This window comes from Erythrobacter sp. SCSIO 43205 (genome assembly GCF_019904235.1).
Classification (GTDB): Bacteria; Pseudomonadota; Alphaproteobacteria; order Sphingomonadales; family Sphingomonadaceae; genus Erythrobacter.
Genome location: NZ_CP063202.1, coordinates 1825607 through 1843097, shown reverse-complemented (window position 1 = coordinate 1843097; position 17491 = coordinate 1825607). Strand labels below are relative to the sequence as shown.

Genomic DNA, 17491 nt, shown 5'->3' with positions numbered 1-17491 from the left:
AGCTTTTGATATTAAATCAAATGCTTAACTTGCGGGGCGAGGCAAGACGGCAACCTTACCGGTCGTATCATTTGCCAATTCGTCCTCGACCATTGCATCATGGTCGCGAAAGAGTTGTTCTATCTCTTGCCGTTTTTCGAGGATCATATGCGCGATCCCTGGCGCAAGGCTCTCACCTTCGCCAATTTGTCCAAGTAAACCAGCAATATCGCTAACTGTTGCATCACGGGCCGTTTTGAAAAAATGGCCCTTGCGGTCGAAATAACCCGTTCCTTTTCTAGCCATGAAACCATCCTCCTAGAGGTTGAGCTTGCACTCAATGCACCGAGTCGGTTTGGCAAGTCTCCTACAATTGGAGGATTCTAGCTAGAGCCCCTGTTCAAAACTGTGCGTTTTGACCAATTGGGAAATGTTTAGGGGCGCAATATTTCGAAGGGTTGGAAAAATCTGTCGCGAAAGGGAAACCGTTGTGTCGAACGCTCCCTTTCGCCCGGTATATCTATTCCAGCTCAAGGATTACGGCATCAACCGCGAGGCTCTCGCCCTCGTTTGCGTTGACTTTGGCAATCACACCTTCTTTTTCAGCACGAAGGATGTTTTCCATCTTCATCGCCTCAACCGTGGCGAGCGGCTGACCGGGCTGAACCGTCTCGCCTTCGCTGACGTGCAGTTTGACCAGCATCCCCGGCATCGGACAGATGAGCATTTTGGAAAGATCAGGTGGCTCTTTCTCGATCATGTGTCCTTCGTGCTCAGCCAGCCTTGCAGGCAGCACAAGCGCCTCATGGCTCGCACCTCGTGTGGTGATACGCCAGCGCACGCCGGCACGCTCGACTTGAACGACCATTTCACTATCGCCGGTTACATTGGCGAAAGTCTTACCCACAGCCCAATCCCATGTGCCGTTGATCCGGTGGCCATCGACCGTTGCGCCGCCCTCTTCGAGCATAACGTCAAAGCTTTGGCTGCCGATTTTGACCATCCAATGCGAAGGTGGATTAGCGCCGCCATTCAATTGGCCGGTGATTTTTCCAGCGCGGACCTGTGTGTCGAACTCGGCTCCGGCGAAAAGCGCCGCGAGTTGCCGCAGATGCGCTTCGCTCGCTGGCGCGCCTTCGAACCCTTCAGGATATTCCTCGGCGATAAAGCCTGTGGTGAGTTCGCCCGAGCGGAAACGCTCGTGCTGCATGATCGCTGAGAGAAAATCGACATTGTGGCCAAGCCCTTTGATGCGGAAGCTATCGAGCGCTTCGATCTGTAGGTCTGCCGCTTCTTCGCGGGTTGGTGCCCAAGTGATGAGCTTGGCGATCATCGGGTCGTAGAACATGGAGACCTCACCGCCCTCAAACACGCCGTCATCGACGCGAACGGAGCCATTGCCCCGCGCGACACCTCGGCGCGCTTTGCCAGCGACTTCACCATCATCGCTCCAGCCCTCAACGCTTGGCGAATATTCGATCAAACGACCGGTCGAAGGCAGGAACCCGCGATAAGGATCTTCGGCATAGACGCGGTTTTCAATCGACCAGCCATCGATACCAATGTCATCTTGGGTGAGTTCGAGTTTCTCACCAGCTGCAACGCGGATCATCTGTTCGACAAGGTCAACGCCCGTGATCGCCTCGGTCACGGGATGTTCCACCTGAAGGCGGGTGTTCATTTCGAGGAAGTAGAAGCTCTCGCCCGTCTTATCCGCGCCGGAAACGATCAGCTCCACTGTGCCCGCAGAATGATAATCGACGGCCTTGGCAAGAGCAACGCATTGCTCTCCCATGGCTTTGCGCATTTTTTCGGTGACGAAAGGCGATGGCGCCTCTTCGACGACCTTTTGGTGGCGGCGCTGGATCGAGCATTCGCGCTCGTTCAAATACAGCGTATTGCCGTGCTTATCACCGAGAATTTGAATTTCGATGTGGCGCGGGTTTTCGATGAATTTCTCAATGAAAACACGGTCATCGCCAAAGGAGTTAAGACCTTCGCGTTTTGTGGCCTCAAAACCTTCGCGCACGTCCTTTTCGGACCAGGCAAGCCGCATCCCCTTGCCCCCGCCGCCAGCGGAAGCTTTCATCATCACCGGATAACCGATGTCATTCGAAATCTCGACCGCGTGATCGGTGTCGCGGATTTCACCGACGAAGCCGGGCACGACGTTTACGCCCGCTTCCTTGGCAAGTTTCTTTGATTCAATCTTGTCGCCCATTGCCGCGATTGCGCCAGCAGGTGGGCCGATGAACGCGATCCCTTCGGCCTCAAGCGCTTCGACAAAACTCGCGCGTTCGGAAAGGAAGCCGTAACCCGGATGCACCGCCTCTGCGCCCGTTTCCTTACACGCAGCGATAATCTTTTCAGGGATCAGATAGCTTTCAGCCGCAGGCGACGCGCCAATGTGGACGGCCTCATCTGCCATGCGAACAAAAGGAGCATTGCGATCCGCGTCCGAATACACCGCGACAGTTGCGATCCCCATTTTGCGTGCTGTTTGAAACACCCGGCACGCAATTTCGCCACGATTGGCCACCAAAATCTTCGAAAACATTCTCTCTCGCTTCCGCTAATCCCATTCAACGGCAGTGCTATGCCCAGTTGAAAGCCCCCTTGCAACCTATCGCAAAGGATGTGTTTTCTCATCGCTCAATAAGTGCGCGCCAGCTCTCGCAATTGGGCGGTACGCTCTATGGTTAAAGCCGTTTTGCAGGTCGATACTAGCAATGGTTCAAGGCTGCCTCCGCGCGCAAAATAACCATCGCTTCTGCAATGGGCATCGCGGTAAGTAAGCCATGCACGCTGGGCTTCCAAAAGAGTGTCAAAATAACCGGGCCGCTCATCCCATTCTGGCAAGTCTGCCTCACTATCCCGGCGCTTCATCTCAGCGCGGGTCAATTTCCATTGCGCGTTGAGATTTTCATCGGCGATCAGATATTCGCGGTGAGCGCAAATGTTCATCTCTTGCTGGATACCCTGATCCGCCTTTTCCTGATCGCATGGCGGTAAATCGGACGCCTGAACCAGCATCAAAAGCAATGAGATCATTACGATTTCCTTTGAGAACAATAGTCGATCAAGGCAGAAGCATAGGCTGGTGCACCGCGCCGGTCACCCTCTCCAGAAATCAGGTTTTGGACAGCGCCGCTTAGCAATGCGAGATTTTTGTCGCTCACATCCGCTAGAGCTTCGACGTAAATGCCAATGGTGAACAGAATTGCGCCAGTTTCGGGCAATCGCCGCAACGTCTGCCGTTCAGAGCGTACGAACAGTGTCTCGCCCGCATTTTCGTTCGTGACATGAGCAAATTGCGCGTGCGGATCGCCAGTGACAAGCCATCGCCGCTCACCCGTGCCAGCGATAAACCAGTTGCAACGCCCGAAAATCGCCCCCGGTTTGAGCGTTTCCATAAACCGATCAACGCCCGTGGCGAGCTGTTCCTCATAACCCGCAATCGGCGCATGGAGAGCGCGCAGGGGCAGGCCGATCTTGTCCTTTGGATGCCAGTCAGAGGGCCATGCCACTGCCGCCCCCACAAGGCGATACTGATCATCTCCAGCGGCTTTGGTGAGAAGGCACATATCCTCATGGTGCGCTAAAGCTGCCTCGCGAAGACCGCCGTCAATCGCGAGCATTTGCGCCAATTCGCGGCCCGGATCTTCGCTTTCGCGGGTGAGTTGAAGTCCGTCTGGCCACTCATCAAAACCCATCGTCCTGGCATCGAGATCGGGATCTGGTTGAAGCCAATCCGCCTCGCTCAGCCGGGTGAGCCCCATCCGAAGCTGCCCTCCCCCGCGCGCTTTGGGCAGGAGAGAATTGACGCAGAAACCAAGGGTAGGACTATTCAGCGGCCAGCCCCCGCTTCTCGCACCGAAGCACGAACCCGTATTCTTCGAGCCAATCAGCAGGCGTCGGCATCAAGAACTGGAGCGCTTCGGGCAAAAGGCCGTGCAAGCTATTTGCATGGACAAGATCCTCCCGGCGATCCGAGAAGCACCACGACTGATCATCTGGCAAAGCGGCGACCAAACGCAAGATACCTTCCTCAGTTGCTCCGCCCTCATCAGCGAGCGAAACATAAAGAGGGGCGCGATTGGCTGGTTGCCCGCTGATCGCGTGAGAAAGCGATTGCTCATCCCACTGAAAGCTAGGCGAAATCGCTGCATAGCCGGAAAATGCGTCAGTACCCGAAGCCCAGGTTTCAACTGCGAAGTGCCCCGCTGCGCTTTCACCGACAAGGAATACCTCACCATTGCCGCGATACCGTGCAGCAATAAGAGGCAGGATCGTATCGATCAGCCAGTCGCGGAAAACTGCGCTTTCACCCGCAGTGGGATAGCGCTCTTGCTCCGCTGCATCGCGTGTCGGCGGCAGCAATTCGCGTTGCCTGTCTTTCGTTTCAATACCGACCCAAATGGCCTCTTTGCTGCGGCCCCACAGACGGTTCCAATTGTGGATGCCGACACCCAGCATTAAATCCTGCTGACCACCACCGTCCAACATTATGACAACAGGCCATTGGCGCTCTGGTTCGTCTGCATAACCCGCGGGGAGCACGACATTGATTTCACGCTCTTCATCAAGAACGCTGACGATCGCGCTTTCACCCACGACGAGCGGCGCAAAGTCTGGTGCTGATTGCGCGGCTAGAAAAAGGGCCGCGATCTCAGCGATCACTCCGCTGGCTCCGCCTGTTTACAGGCACGCTTAGGCTCTTCGCTTTGCAAAGCTGTAAGGCCGAGCTTCGCGAACAAAGCCCCGTCACTGTCATCGCCCGCATTTGGCGCGGTCAGCAGTTTATCGCCGGTGAAGATTGAGTTCGCGCCAGCAAGGAAACACAAGGCTTGTGTCGCATCGCTCATGCTTTCGCGGCCAGCGGACAGGCGCACCATGCTCATCGGCATGGTGATCCGCGCGACCGCAACCGTGCGCACAAATTCAATGTCGTCGATCTTGGCCATCGGCGTGTCAGCAAGCATATCGCCCAAAACCGTGCCTTTTACTGGCACCAGCGCATTCACCGGAACGCTTTCGGGGTGTTCTTCAAGCGTCGCAAGCGTGTGGACAAAGCCAACCCGATCTTCTCGCGTCTCGCCCATGCCGACAATCCCGCCAGAACACACGTTGATGCCCGCCTTGCGCACGTGGTCGAGCGTATCGAGACGGCATTGAAAATCGCGGGTCGAGATCACCCGTTCGTAATACTCAGGGCTGCTGTCGATATTGTGATTGTAATAATCAAGGCCCGCCTCAGCCAGCTGTTCTGCCTGATGCGGTTCAAGCATCCCAAGCGTCATGCAGGTCTCCAGCCCCATGTCGCGCACGCCTTTCACGATTTCGACAATCGCAGGCATATCGCGGTCCTTGGGATTGCGCCATGCAGCGCCCATACAGAACCGCTGCGAGCCCTGATCCTTGGCTTGAGCCGCGCGTTGAAGAACAGCCTGCACGTCCATGAGCTTAGTTGCTTCGACACCGCTATCCGCCTTCACCGATTGCGAGCAATAGCCGCAGTCTTCGGGGCACCCGCCTGTCTTGATGCTGAGCAGAGTGCACAGCTGGATTTGCTCAGGCGGATGGTTCTCGCGGTGAACGCTGGCTGCCCGGAACAGCAATTCGGTGAACGGCAGGTCGAAGAGTTCCGCGATTTCCTCGCGGGTCCAGTCGTTGCGGATGGTGGTCACGTATTCAAAACTCCGCTCGCTTGAAGGCCAAAAAGGGCCGCGCATTAATACAATCCGCATTTCAGCCACACAGATGGGCTATTGCAGATCGCGCTAAAATAGTTGCGCAGCCCTAGCGCTACTCCGCCGCCTCGTCGAGGCTATCAAGCGGTGGCATATTGTGACCGAGCATGGTGAGGATGTCCGCTGCACACTCAACCACGTTGGAGCCGGGGCCATAAATGCCCTGCACGCCAGCTTCTCGCAGGAAGTCATAATCGCTTGCCGGAATCACGCCGCCCGCAGTGACTTTGATGTCAGGGCGACCGGCTTCGCGAAGCAGGCGGATGAGTTCGGGAATCAGCGTCTTGTGGCCAGCGGCCAGCGATGAACAGCCCACCACATCAACGTCGTTCTCAAGCGCCATTTCGCAGGCTTCTTCAGGCGTCTGGAACAATGGGCCAGAGACAATCTCGAAACCCATATCTGCAAAAGCGCTGGCGATCACATTCGCGCCGCGGTCGTGGCCGTCTTGCCCCATCTTGGCGACCATCATGCGTGGCTTGCGCCCCAGACGGCGGCTGACGGCTTCTACCCCATCAGTCACCTGCGCCCAGCGCTGGTCGAATTCGTAAGCGGTCTTGTAAACGCCCGAAACGGGTTTGGGCGTTGCGTCGTGGCGGCCAAAAACTTCTTCCATCGCAGCGGAAATTTCGCCCAAGGTCGCATCGTGGCGAGCGGCTTCAACAGCCAGAGCCAACACGTTTCCGCTCTCCCGCGAAGGCGGGAGCCCAGGAGCCTCTGGGTCCCCGCCTTCGCGGGGATGCGCTTTGCAGCCCTCGGTAAGCGCCTTCAACGCCGCCTGACACGCAGCTTCATCACGCTTGGATCGAACATCAGCAAGCCGCTTGATCTGGCCCTTGCGCACCGCTGCATTGTCGATGTCGAGCGTTTCGATCGGGTCCTCTTTATCCTTGCGGTATTTGTTCACCCCGACGATCACGGTTTTGCCCTGATCGACCATGGTTTGTTTTTCGGCCGCAGCCCTCTCAATCGCAGCCTTTGGCGCGCCGGTGTCAACATATGCGGTCATCCCGCCTGCCTCATCGACCTCGGCCATCAGCGCCCGTGCATCCTCAACCAGTTTCGAAGTCAGCGCCTCGATATAGTGCGAGCCGCCAAGCGGATCGACGACATTGGTGATGCCGGTTTCTTCTTGCAGCACCAACTGCGTATTGCGCGCAATGCGAGCGGAGAAGTCGGTGGGAAGCGCGATGGCTTCGTCGAGCGCATTGGTGTGGAGCGACTGAGTGCCGCCAAGGGTCGCCGCCATTGCCTCAATCGTGGTGCGCATGACGTTGTTGTAAGGGTCCTGCTCCTGCAAGCTCACGCCAGAGGTTTGGCAGTGGGTGCGCAACATTTTGGAACGTTCGGATTTCGCGCCCAGCCCATCCATGACCTCATACCAAAGTGTACGCGCCGCGCGGAGCTTCGCGATCTCCATGAAAAAGTTCATGCCGATGCCAAAGAAGAAGGACAAACGGCCTGCGAAGGCATCGATGTCGAGCCCCGTCGCCATCGCGCGGGTCGCATATTCCTTGCCGTCGGCAATTGTGAAGGCAAGCTCCTGCACCGCCGTCGCACCGGCTTCGTGCATATGATAGCCGCTGATCGAAATGCTGTTGAATTTCGGCATATTAGCCGAGGTATATCCGATGATGTCTGAAATAATCCGCATCGAAGGTTCGGGCGGATAGATATAGGTATTGCGGACCATGAACTCTTTGAGAATATCGTTCTGGATCGTGCCAGAAAGCTTGTCCTGCGACACCCCCTGCCGCTCTGCTGCGACGATATAAAACGCCAGAACCGGGATCACCGCGCCGTTCATCGTCATGGAAACGCTCATGGTATCAAGCGGGATCTGGTCGAACAGGATTTCCATGTCGGCGACCGTATCAATCGCAACGCCCGCTTTGCCCACATCACCAACCACGCGCGGGTGATCGCTGTCATATCCGCGGTGGGTCGCAAGGTCGAAGGCCACTGACAGACCTTTTTGCCCGGCGGCGAGGTTTCGGCGATAGAAAGCGTTTGATTCCTCAGCCGTAGAGAAGCCCGCATATTGCCGGATCGTCCAAGGACGCCCGGCGTACATCGACGCCTTCACCCCGCGCGTGAAAGGCGCAAAACCGGGAAGCCCGGGATCCCATCCCTCGTGGTCCTCCGCAGTGTAAAGCGGCTTGATCTCAAACCCCTCAGGCGTTTCCCAAGTAAGGTCGCGTCCCTTCACTTCCTTTTCAGCGAGGGCTTTCCAATCGGCGGGTGTTGGTCGGGAGTCGTTGGTGTCAGTCATGCGAACGCTCTAAAATCAAAAATGGGGCAGCGCAAAGGCGCTACCCCAATTTCTTTCAATCCCTATTTCATTTGAGAGGGCCTTATTGCCCTTTGAACTCAGCTTTGCGCTTTTGCAGGAAGGCCATGCCGCCTTCCATCGCATCCTGGCTTGCGCCAGCAGTGCGTTGACCCTCGGCTTCGGCGAGGAGCACTTGCTCAAGCGTTCCATCTGCGGCGAGAGCAATGTTGCGCTTCATGGTTTTGATCGCAACCGTTGGGCCATTGGCGAGCTTTTCCGCGAGCGCGCGCGCTTCGCTCATCAAATCGGCGTCCTCGACGCATTTGTAAGCAAGGCCCCACTCTTCGGCTTGTTCGCCGCCAATTTTCTCACCCAGCATCATCATGCGCGTGGCACGTGCGCGGCCAATCGCGCGGGTCAGCAGCCAGGTGGAACCGCCATCGGGCACAAGGCCGATGTTGACGAAAGCCTGAAGGAAATAAGCGCTTTTCGCGACAAGCGTGAAATCCGCCGCAAGCGCGAGCGAGCAGCCCACGCCCGCCGCAGGGCCATTGACCGCGCAGATTACGGGAACTTCGGCCCGCACGATTTGACTGATCGCGGGGTTATAGTGCTTTTGCAGCGCCTCGTGACTACCGCCCTTGCCGCCCAATGCACTGCCTTCACCACGTGCAGCAAGGTCCGCGCCGGAGCAAAAGCCCTTGCCCTCACCCGTGATCAGAACTGCGCGAGCATCGCCAAGGTCGTAGAACGCCTGCCCGATCTCATCCGCCATTTGCGGCGGCATGGCGTTAAGGCGTTCAGGCCGGTTGAGGGTAATGGTGAGCAGCGGTCCTTCGCGCTCCACTCGGATAGTTTCGTAAGACAAGTCTCTCTCCCAGAATCTCTAAATCGCGTTTCGTTTGAAAACGGTTTGCCCTTACGTGAGCGTCAACACAAGTCCGCAGGGACGCGCAACGTCACTTTAGATAGGTGCCGAACGATCAGTGAGCCTCTTTTGACGTTTCCATGATCTCCGTCAGCATTCCCTGCATATCTTTGGGGTGCAGGAAGAAGATCGGTGTGCCATGCGCCCCAATACGGGTCGGGCCAAGGATGCGTTTGCCGATGCCTTCGAAATAGCTACGCGCTTCGTCGATGTCGGGCACTTCGAAGCAGACATGGTGCTGACCCCCCGCCGGGTTTTTAGCGAGGAAGCCGTTGATCGGAGAGCTCTCGTCAAAAGGCTCAATCAGCTCAAGCTGCGTGCCGTTCATTCCACTATCGGTGGGGGTATCGACAAAGCAGACTTTGACGCCTTGCTCGGGCAGGTCAAATGGCTCGGTGATTTGCGTTGCGCCCATCGTATCGCGGTAATGCGCGATGGAATCAGCGATAGAGGGCGTTGCGATCCCGATGTGGTTTAGGCGGCCTAGTTTCATTTCTATCCTCTCGTCATTGCGAGCGCAGCGAAGCAATCTAGAGCGTCTCGCTCGACCGCTCTGGATTGCCACGCCGCTTCGCGGCTCGCAATGACGTGTGACGAGTCATTGCGCAATGTCCTCAAATAAATCACGCCAAGTCGGGTTTTCGGCCTCGATCAGCGCCAGTTTCCTTTTGCGATTGCTCGCTTTGATCTGCTTTTCACGGGCGATTGCCGCATCCATCGTGTCGTGGCCCTCAAACCATACGAGCGTCTTGCAGCCGTATTTCTTTGTGAACCCTTCAGCTACACCCTCGCGATGCTGCCAAATACGCTTTGGCAGATCGGAAGTTACACCAGTGTAGAGTGTGCCATTCGTCCCACTGGCCATGATGTAGACACAAGGCAGCCTCCCCATCGTCATTGCGAGGAGCCGAAGGCGACGCGGCAATCCAGAGCGTATCGCAAGCAGCCCTGGATTGCTTCGCTTCGCTCGCAATGACGCTCCGACGCCGCCCGGCTCATTTATCGAAGGTCCAAATCACGATCCCGACACTCAAGCAAACGGCCGCGCCCAAGAAGTTCATCGCGAGTGCAAAGCCGAAACCTTTGTCGTCGCGTTCGTAGGAATCGTCACGAATGAAGGGAAGTGGGATATATGTTTGACCATTCCGAACGCCGTTCGCTGCACACCATGAGAACGCAACAGCACCGACCAACAGAACAAGGGAAAAGAGAGATGGCATCGTTAAAGCGGAATATTATCATGCTTCTTCCAAGGGTTCTCCAACTGCTTCGTCCGCAGCTTCCTTAGCCCCAGCGCAACCCTGCGCCGCGTTGAGTGCGGGTGGATCACCTCATCGATATAGCCGCGCGATGCCGCCACAAATGGGTTCGCAAAGCGGTCTTCATATTCCTTGGTTTTCTCGGCGATCTTCTCGGCATCGCCTCGGTCTTGGCGGAAGATGATCTCCACCGCGCCTTTCGCGCCCATCACCGCGATCTCTGCCGTGGGCCAGGCGTAGTTGAGGTCGCCGCGAAGGTGCTTGGAGGCCATCACATCATAGGCGCCGCCATAGGCTTTGCGGGTGATAATCGTGATCTTGGGCACGGTTGCCTCGCCATAGGCAAACAGCAGCTTTGCGCCGTGCTTGATAATGCCGCCCATTTCCTGCGCTGTGCCGGGAAGGAAGCCGGGGACGTCGACGAAGGTCACGATCGGAATATCAAACGCATCGCAGAAACGCACAAAGCGCGCAGCTTTCTTGGACGAAGCAATATCGAGCACGCCGGCAAGCACCATAGGCTGGTTCGCCACCACGCCCACTGTGCGCCCTTCGACCCGGCCAAAGCCGCAGATGATGTTCGCTGCGTGCGCAGGCTGAATTTCGAAAAACTCGCCTTCGTCCAGCGTCTTACGGATCACCTCATGCATATCATAGGGGTGATTGGGATTGTCGGGGATGATGGTGTCGAGCGAATGTTCCAGCCGGTCCCAAGGGTCATTGGTGGGAAGCTCTGGCGCTTCTTCCCGGTTGGAAAGCGGTAGGTAGTTAAAGAACTCACGCGTTGCGAGCAGCGTCTCCATATCGTTTTCGAACGCGATGTCGGCGACAGAAGTTTTGGTCGTGTGGGTGATTGCCCCGCCCAGCTCTTCCTGAGTGACTTCTTCATTGGTAACGGTTTTTACCACCTCCGGGCCGGTCACGAACATATAGCTCGAATCCTTCACCATGAAGATGAAGTCGGTCATTGCGGGCGAGTACACCGCGCCGCCCGCGCATGGGCCCATGATCAGGCTGATTTGAGGAATAACACCGCTGGCGAGGATGTTCTTTTGAAAAACGTCCGCATAACCGCCAAGCGAGGCAACGCCTTCCTGAATACGCGCGCCGCCAGAATCGTTGAGGCCAATCACAGGCGCACCGACCTTCATCGCGGTGTCCATCACCTTACAGATTTTCTCCGCATGACGTTTGGACAGCGAACCACCGAAGACGGTGAAATCCTGAGAGAAGACATATACCAGGCGGCCATTGATCGTGCCGGAACCCGTGACCACGCCGTCGCCGGGGATCTTCTGGTCCTGCATTCCGAAATCGACGCAATCGTGTTCAACGTAAGTGTCGATCTCTTCAAACGACCCTTCGTCAAGGAGCACGTCCAGCCGTTCACGCGCGGTCAGCTTACCCTTGGCGTGCTGTGCATCAATGCGTTTTTGCCCGCCGCCCATCTTGGCAGCTTCGCGCTTGCGTTCCATTTCAGCGATATTGGCAGACATTAAGTGATCCCTGTCCCTGATTGAATATTTGACCGTTCGTTGCCGCAGCCTAGGCCAAGCGTCAACTTATCAAAAGTTCAGCCCCTTGCGTTCACCGAGTGAAGCAAGCCTCGCAAACGATTGCTCATGCGATATAAGCTGGGCCGCAGCCGCAAGAAATTGGATGTATTATGGCCAGCAAACCACAAACGCACAGTGATTTTCTTGTGATCGGAGCAGGGATTGCCGGTCTTTCTCTGGCTGCCCGCTTGGCGGAGCATGGCCGCGTTATCGTGCTCGAAGCTGAAAGCGCGCCGGGCTACCACGCCTCGGGCCGTAGCGTCGCCTTTGCCCACTTTGGCCTTGGCGAGAAAATCGTGCGCACTCTCACGGCGATGAGCCTTGCAGAGCTCGCTGCGCCCCCAACAGACGACAGGGCGCCCTACGCGCGCCCCCACCCTGCCTTGCATATTGCGCGGGCGGACCAAAGCGAGGCTCTGGATGCGCTGAAGGTGGTTCACGAAAGCTTTGGGTGCGATTGCGTGCGCCTTAGCTGGGACGAAGTGCGGGCCATCATCCCCTCGCTAAAGATTGGACCCGATTATGTGCACGAAGCCCTGCTTGATCGCAGCGCGCTCAAACTCGACACCGATGCGATGCTCCAAGGCCACCTGCGCGATTTGCGCGCGAACGGCGGGACTTTGGTCTGCGGCGCAAGGGTAAGCGCGATAAGCCGCCAAGACGACATTTGGACAGTGGAGACGGGTATTGGCGCATTTAGTGCCCCCACCCTCATCAACGCCGCCGGAGCATGGGCTGACGAAGTGGCGCGCATGGCTGGTGCGAAACCCGTCGGTATTGAGCCACGCCGCCGCACCGTGATCGCCTTTGCCTCACCACCGAACACGCGCACAGCCGATTGGCCTTTCGTAAAAACCGTGGGCGAAGGCTTTTACGTCCTTCCTGAAGGGTCACAACAATTGCTCGCCTCACCACAGGATGAAGGCGCAAGCGAACCTTGCGATGCGGCGCCAGAAGAAATTGACATCGCGACAATCGCACACCGGGTTGAGGTAGCGACCGAGATTACAGTTGGCCGGATAGCGCACTCATGGGCTGGCCTCAGGAGTTTTGCTCCTGATGAACTGCCCGTCGTGGGATATGCTCCTGACAAGCCCGGTTTTTTCTGGTTTGCAGGACAGGGGGGATACGGTTTTCAAACCTCCCCCGCCCTTGCCCAAATCGGAGCGGCGCTGGCCATGCGCGGCGATTTATCGCCCAAGTTTGAAGAGAGCGGGATAAATTCCGCCCTCTTCGCCCCTGACCGATTTTTCTGACCTTACCTAAGCAGCACAAGTTCCTCTGCGACGGTCGGGTGGATCGCGGTCGTGGCATCGAAATCTGCCTTGTTCATGCCCGCTTTTACAGCAACGGCTGCTGCCTGCATGATTTCGGGCGCGTCTGGTCCGATCATGTGAATGCCCAAGATCTTTCCATTGGCATCATCGCAGATCATTTTGATGAGGCTGCGCTCATTGCGTCCCGCCACCACGTTTTTCATCGGACGGAAATCCGAGGTATAGACGGCAACCTTGCCATATTGATCCTTTGCCTCGCGTTCGTTGAGGCCAACAGAGGCGATCGGTGGGTGGCTGAATACAGCGCTTGGGATGCAGGAGTGATCGACGCTGTACGGGTCGCCCTCGCCAAAAACGCTGTCCGCAAATGCCTGCCCCTCGCGTATGGCAACAGGGGTTAATTGCACGCGGTCGGTGACGTCGCCCACGGCGTAAATGTAATCGACATTGGTCTTTGAAAATTCATCGACCAGAACCTCGTTCCTCTCGCCCAGCTTAACCCCGACCTTGTCGAGGCCCAGCCCCTCAATATTGGGAACCCGCCCGGTAGCGATCATCACAAGGTCAAACTCGCGTTCTTCCTGATTGGTCATTTTGACCGCGAAGCTGCCATCCTTGTTCTTCTTCACATATTCAAATTCAGCGTGGAAGCAGAACTCAATGCCTTTGGTCATTGAGATTTGCATGAGCCGGTCGCGCAGGGAGAAATCATATTGGCGCAAGATTACGTCAGAGCGATTGGCAATCACCACCTTGCAACCAAACTCGTTGAAAATACCGGCAAATTCATTGGCAATATAACCGCCGCCGGCAATCAGGATGCGGTCTGGAATTTCATCGAGATGAAAAGCTTCATTCGACGTTATGCAATGTTCACTGCCTTCGAACTCAGGGATATGCGGCCTCGCGCCGGTAGCGATAAGAATGTACTTCGCGGTGACGACTTTGCCGTCTTCCAAAGTGATCTCATGCTCGCCAGTGATCTCAGCGCGCTGCTTGAAGATTGTGACATCATGCTTGTCGAGCGTCTCGGTATAGACACCCTCAATGCGTTCGACATCTTTCATCACATGGTCGCGCAGCTTCACCCAATCAAAGCTTTTGCCCTCAATGGTCCAGCCAAATTGCGTGGCGTCTTCCAAGTCCTCAGCAAATTGCGCGCCGTAAACGAGCATCTTTTTGGGTACACATCCACGAATAACACAGGTGCCGCCGACGCGGTGTTCTTCAGCCGCCGCAACCCGCGCGCCATGCGCCGCTGCGACACGGCTCGCTCTCGTTCCGCCTGAGCCAATGCCAATTGTGAAGAGGTCGTAATCGTATTCCGCGTCTTTATCCGCCATGCTAGCAGCGCTCCTGTTGATTGCGCCTAGCGATATGGAGGGACCGGCATGGATTTCCAACCCTAGCTTTCGAGGAACCTTGCGTAATCGCGAAGAAGTTCAAAAGCTTTCATCTTTTCAAGGGTGATAAGCCCATCATCGGTAATCCCCGTCAGGCGGTGGATCAGCCTTAGAATTGCCTTCTGCTCAACGTCGCCAATGTTTTGGAGTGTGATCAGCATATCTGGGTTGTCGTGCTCCAGCTCGTCAAAAAGCATGGCGACATTCATCGGGTCAAAGCCAAATCCAAGGAAGGCGAGGCGCTTGCCGCGCGACATTTCGGCGCGCAGGTAAGAGCGAAACTGGCGCGATTTGGCGCGTTGGCTTGCGGTGAAGATGCGCTTGGACAGGGCAACCATATTGGTCGCATCGACATTGCCCCACGTTGCCCCATTCTCTTCATCGCCCTGCCATGGCAAGCGCCCTGCAACGCCGTAAGGGTGCACAATGCGAAGCCGTCCTGCGACCAGTTCCTGCGCTTCTTCAATGCTCATCCCAAATGCGCGCTGCACCACCCAGGGAAGGTAATGTTCAATCGCGCGGTCATAGTTGAAACACACGATGGAGAGCTTCTCAAAGCATTCCTCAGCCCGCGCGCGCGGCACGCCTTTGACGATCAGCTGACCCAGTTGGAAAAGCCAGTTTTCCGTGCCCCTTAGCGGCAATTCATCAGCCGAGCGCGGCTCTACGGCGAGAGTCGACTTCGATTCCGCCTGAAGCGTGTAGTAAACAATCGCAAGCTTGCCCGCAGCCTGCACCGCTGCATCATGGCCATATTGCTCAAGGATCGCATCGATATTGGTGCTGACCAATGTCGCATCACGGATCGCTGTCGCCCCGCGCACAAGCTCGTCATAGCTCATGCCCATTTGCGGCGCGACTTGCTCAAACAGTTGCGCCAGATTGATCAAATCGCGCGATTTGACCTCTGAATTGAGCCGCTCGAACTCATAACCGCTGGCGATTTTGTTCAGGAGCTCGGGCCCATCGGGCATCTCGATCTCACGATTAGCGCCAGCGCCAATGATCAGAGTTGTATCGGTGCGGATCATAAGCGTGCTGTTCGGCCTGTTCTGGGATGCTTCTAGTGAGAAGCGCCAGTTAGCCTTCGCATACTTAATTTGGCTTTAAATTCGAGCGCACAGGCAGCGACAAATTTTCGCGAATTCCCGCGCGACGTCAGCCGCGGGGAGAGCGCCGCCTCGCTGCGCCCTGACCACCACCACCGCCGCCTCCGCTACCGCTGCCGCCTTTACCTCGACGATTGCGATTGCCGCCGGGACGTGAGCCGCCGGGTTTTCCCCCCGGACGACCTCCGCCGGGCTTGCCAAAGCGCTTGCCCCCATTTGGCTTGCCCTTACGCGCTTGATGCTTTGGCTTCTTTGGCTTTTCGGGTGCGGGAGCATCGCCCTTGGGTTTCTTTTTCGCAGACGCGCCAGCGGGCTTTGGCTTGATCTTCTTCTTCGAAACCCGCGTTGCACCGCGTGGTTCGGGCTTGGTCGGTCCCTCGCCTTCAACCACCGCGCGGAAATTTTCCGGCAGGTCCAGCCGCTCAAGCTCCGCCTTTGTCACTTTGCGAATGTCTTTAAGGTAAGAACGTTCGTCCTCACCGCAAAAGGCAATCGCAATGCCATCCTTACCCGCCCGCGCGGTGCGACCGATGCGGTGCACATATTGCTCAGGCACATTGGGGAGTTCATAATTGATGACGTGAGAAACGCCCGGAATATCAATTCCGCGCGCTGCCACGTCCGTTGCGATCAGGATGCTGGTCTTACCGCGACGAAACTCATCCAGAGCGCGCTGGCGCTGAGGCTGGGATTTGTTGCCGTGAATGGCATTTGATTCGATCCCGCGCTGGCGCAGTTTCTTCACCACGCGGTCTGCGCCGTGTTTCGTACGCGTGAAGATCAGGACGCGCTCAAATTCACCGGGCACGCGGTGTTGGCCGCCAAGGATCATGTCGAGCAGCCACTGCTTTTCATCCTTTTGCACCATGAAGATGTACTGGTCGATCCGCTCGGCCGTCGTGCTTTCCGGCGTGACAGAAACCTGCACCGGATTGCGGCAATAGTTGGAAACCAGCTCCTTGATCGCCTTAGGCATAGTGGCAGAGAAGAACAGCGTCTGGCGCTCTTTAGGCACAAGCTCATTGATGCGGCGCAGCGCATGGATGAATCCGAGGTCGAGCATCTGATCCGCCTCGTCGAGAACGAGCACTTCGACGCTGCCCAAGTTAAACGCCTTCTGATCAATCAGATCGAGCAAACGCCCCGGAGTAGCGATCAGAATATCGGTCCCGCGGTGAAGTTTGTTGCGGTCCTTATTGACCGAAGTACCGCCAACGATTGATTGCACCTTAAGGCCGGCAAGCGCGCCGTAATCCTTGGCCGACACAGCAATCTGCTGCACCAGCTCCCGCGTCGGGGCGAGAACCAGCAGGCGGCAGGATTTGAACGGAATACGATTATCGCTTGCGCGCAGCCGGTCGATGGCAGGCAGCATAAAGGCCGCCGTTTTGCCGGTGCCGGTCTGCGCAATGCCAAGAAGATCGCGCCCTTCAAGAACCGGCGGAATGGCCTGTTCCTGAATAGGTGTGGGAGTGGAATAGCCCTTGAGATCAAGAGCTTGCAGAACGGGCTGAGACAGCCCGAGTTGGTCGAATTGTGTCATGTGTATTCTTTACGGTTAGCGGCGCACTTATAGGCGCGTCGCGGGTGGTGAGGCGATGCGCTCGTGTCTCTCGTCATTGCGAGGAACCGCAGGTGACGAAGCAATCCAATCACCGAAGTTTGCAGTTACGCGGTCGGGTCATGGATCGCCGCGCCCTATCGGGCTCGCGATGACGAGTGGAAAGCAAGAGCGCTCCGTCTCGTCGGAACCGCCCGCGTGAAATGGGAAGCTGTAAGAAGTTTGGGTGAAACGCTAGCCGGGGCGGGTTCAATCGAGAGCCGCCGCTTCACGCTGGCTTAGGGTGCGTTTCATTGTTGGAGGCGCAGATGGATGCTGCAGCGCAAAATGTCAAAGCAATTCGCCCTACCCACCCCGTTCGTCCTGAGCCGGTGGCCTACGGCCGTCTTCGACTCCG

General features: G+C 56.9%; 15 protein-coding genes. 1 reads left to right on the top strand and 14 read right to left on the bottom strand.

Annotated features, from left to right (window positions below; translation table 11 throughout):
* Positions 1-24: 24 nt before the first annotated feature.
* The 11 genes from INR77_RS08565 to INR77_RS08515 form a co-directional block, all read right to left on the bottom strand.
* Positions 25-285: a hypothetical protein gene (locus INR77_RS08565; RefSeq protein WP_223070668.1), complete on the bottom strand. Its 261-nt coding sequence runs from the start codon at positions 283-285 to the stop codon at positions 25-27.
* Positions 286-499: 214 nt separating this feature from the next.
* Positions 500-2536: an acetyl/propionyl/methylcrotonyl-CoA carboxylase subunit alpha gene (locus INR77_RS08560; protein WP_223070667.1), complete on the bottom strand. Its 2037-nt coding sequence runs from the start codon at positions 2534-2536 to the stop codon at positions 500-502.
* A 95-nt stretch (positions 2537-2631) separates the two neighbouring features.
* Positions 2632-3030 carry a lysozyme inhibitor LprI family protein gene (locus tag INR77_RS08555; protein ID WP_223070666.1) on the bottom strand — a complete coding sequence of 133 codons (399 nt, stop codon included), beginning with the start codon at positions 3028-3030 and terminating at the stop codon, positions 2632-2634.
* Positions 3030-3758 (bottom strand): DUF3445 domain-containing protein, encoded by a 729-nt coding sequence (locus tag INR77_RS08550; RefSeq protein WP_223070665.1) that lies wholly within the window; start codon positions 3756-3758, stop codon positions 3030-3032. Before INR77_RS08550 ends, INR77_RS08555 begins: the two co-directional genes overlap by 1 nt.
* A gap of 64 nt (positions 3759-3822) precedes the next feature.
* Positions 3823-4659, bottom strand: coding sequence for an alpha/beta hydrolase (locus INR77_RS08545; RefSeq protein ID WP_223070664.1), 837 nt, complete (start codon positions 4657-4659; stop codon positions 3823-3825).
* On the bottom strand, positions 4656-5666 hold the full coding sequence (gene bioB / locus INR77_RS08540) for a biotin synthase BioB (protein ID WP_223070663.1): 1011 nt from the start codon (positions 5664-5666) through the stop codon (positions 4656-4658). The genes INR77_RS08545 and bioB overlap by 4 nt, the downstream gene beginning before the upstream one ends.
* A gap of 118 nt (positions 5667-5784) precedes the next feature.
* A complete protein-coding gene (scpA, locus tag INR77_RS08535) occupies positions 5785-8001 on the bottom strand; it encodes a methylmalonyl-CoA mutase (protein ID WP_223070662.1) in 2217 nt (738 codons plus the stop codon).
* An 82-nt stretch (positions 8002-8083) separates the two neighbouring features.
* Entirely contained in the window at positions 8084-8869 is a 786-nt protein-coding gene (locus INR77_RS08530) for an enoyl-CoA hydratase-related protein (RefSeq protein ID WP_223070661.1), read from the bottom strand.
* A gap of 115 nt (positions 8870-8984) precedes the next feature.
* Positions 8985-9422, bottom strand: coding sequence for a methylmalonyl-CoA epimerase (mce, locus tag INR77_RS08525; RefSeq protein WP_223070660.1), 438 nt, complete (start codon positions 9420-9422; stop codon positions 8985-8987).
* Between the two features lie 105 nt (positions 9423-9527).
* Positions 9528-9794 carry a GIY-YIG nuclease family protein gene (locus INR77_RS08520; RefSeq protein ID WP_255573706.1) on the bottom strand — a complete coding sequence of 89 codons (267 nt, stop codon included), beginning with the start codon at positions 9792-9794 and terminating at the stop codon, positions 9528-9530.
* 357 nt (positions 9795-10151) lie between these two features.
* Positions 10152-11684, bottom strand: coding sequence for an acyl-CoA carboxylase subunit beta (locus INR77_RS08515; RefSeq protein ID WP_223070659.1), 1533 nt, complete (start codon positions 11682-11684; stop codon positions 10152-10154).
* 170 nt (positions 11685-11854) lie between these two features.
* On the opposite strand from INR77_RS08515, the gene INR77_RS08510 reads away from it, so the two are divergent.
* Entirely contained in the window at positions 11855-13000 is a 1146-nt protein-coding gene (locus INR77_RS08510) for an FAD-binding oxidoreductase (protein ID WP_223070658.1), read from the top strand.
* Positions 13001-13002: 2 nt separating this feature from the next.
* Here INR77_RS08510 and gorA read toward each other — a convergent pair whose 3' ends face one another.
* From gorA to INR77_RS08495, 3 genes are all read right to left on the bottom strand, one after another.
* The gene (gorA, locus tag INR77_RS08505) at positions 13003-14364 is read right to left on the bottom strand and encodes a glutathione-disulfide reductase (RefSeq protein ID WP_223070657.1); all 1362 of its coding nucleotides are present in this window, start codon (positions 14362-14364) and stop codon (positions 13003-13005) included.
* A 62-nt stretch (positions 14365-14426) separates the two neighbouring features.
* Entirely contained in the window at positions 14427-15455 is a 1029-nt protein-coding gene (locus tag INR77_RS08500) for a hypothetical protein (protein ID WP_223070656.1), read from the bottom strand.
* Between the two features lie 127 nt (positions 15456-15582).
* Positions 15583-17076, bottom strand: coding sequence for a DEAD/DEAH box helicase (locus INR77_RS08495; protein WP_223070655.1), 1494 nt, complete (start codon positions 17074-17076; stop codon positions 15583-15585).
* Positions 17077-17491: the final 415 nt, after the last annotated feature.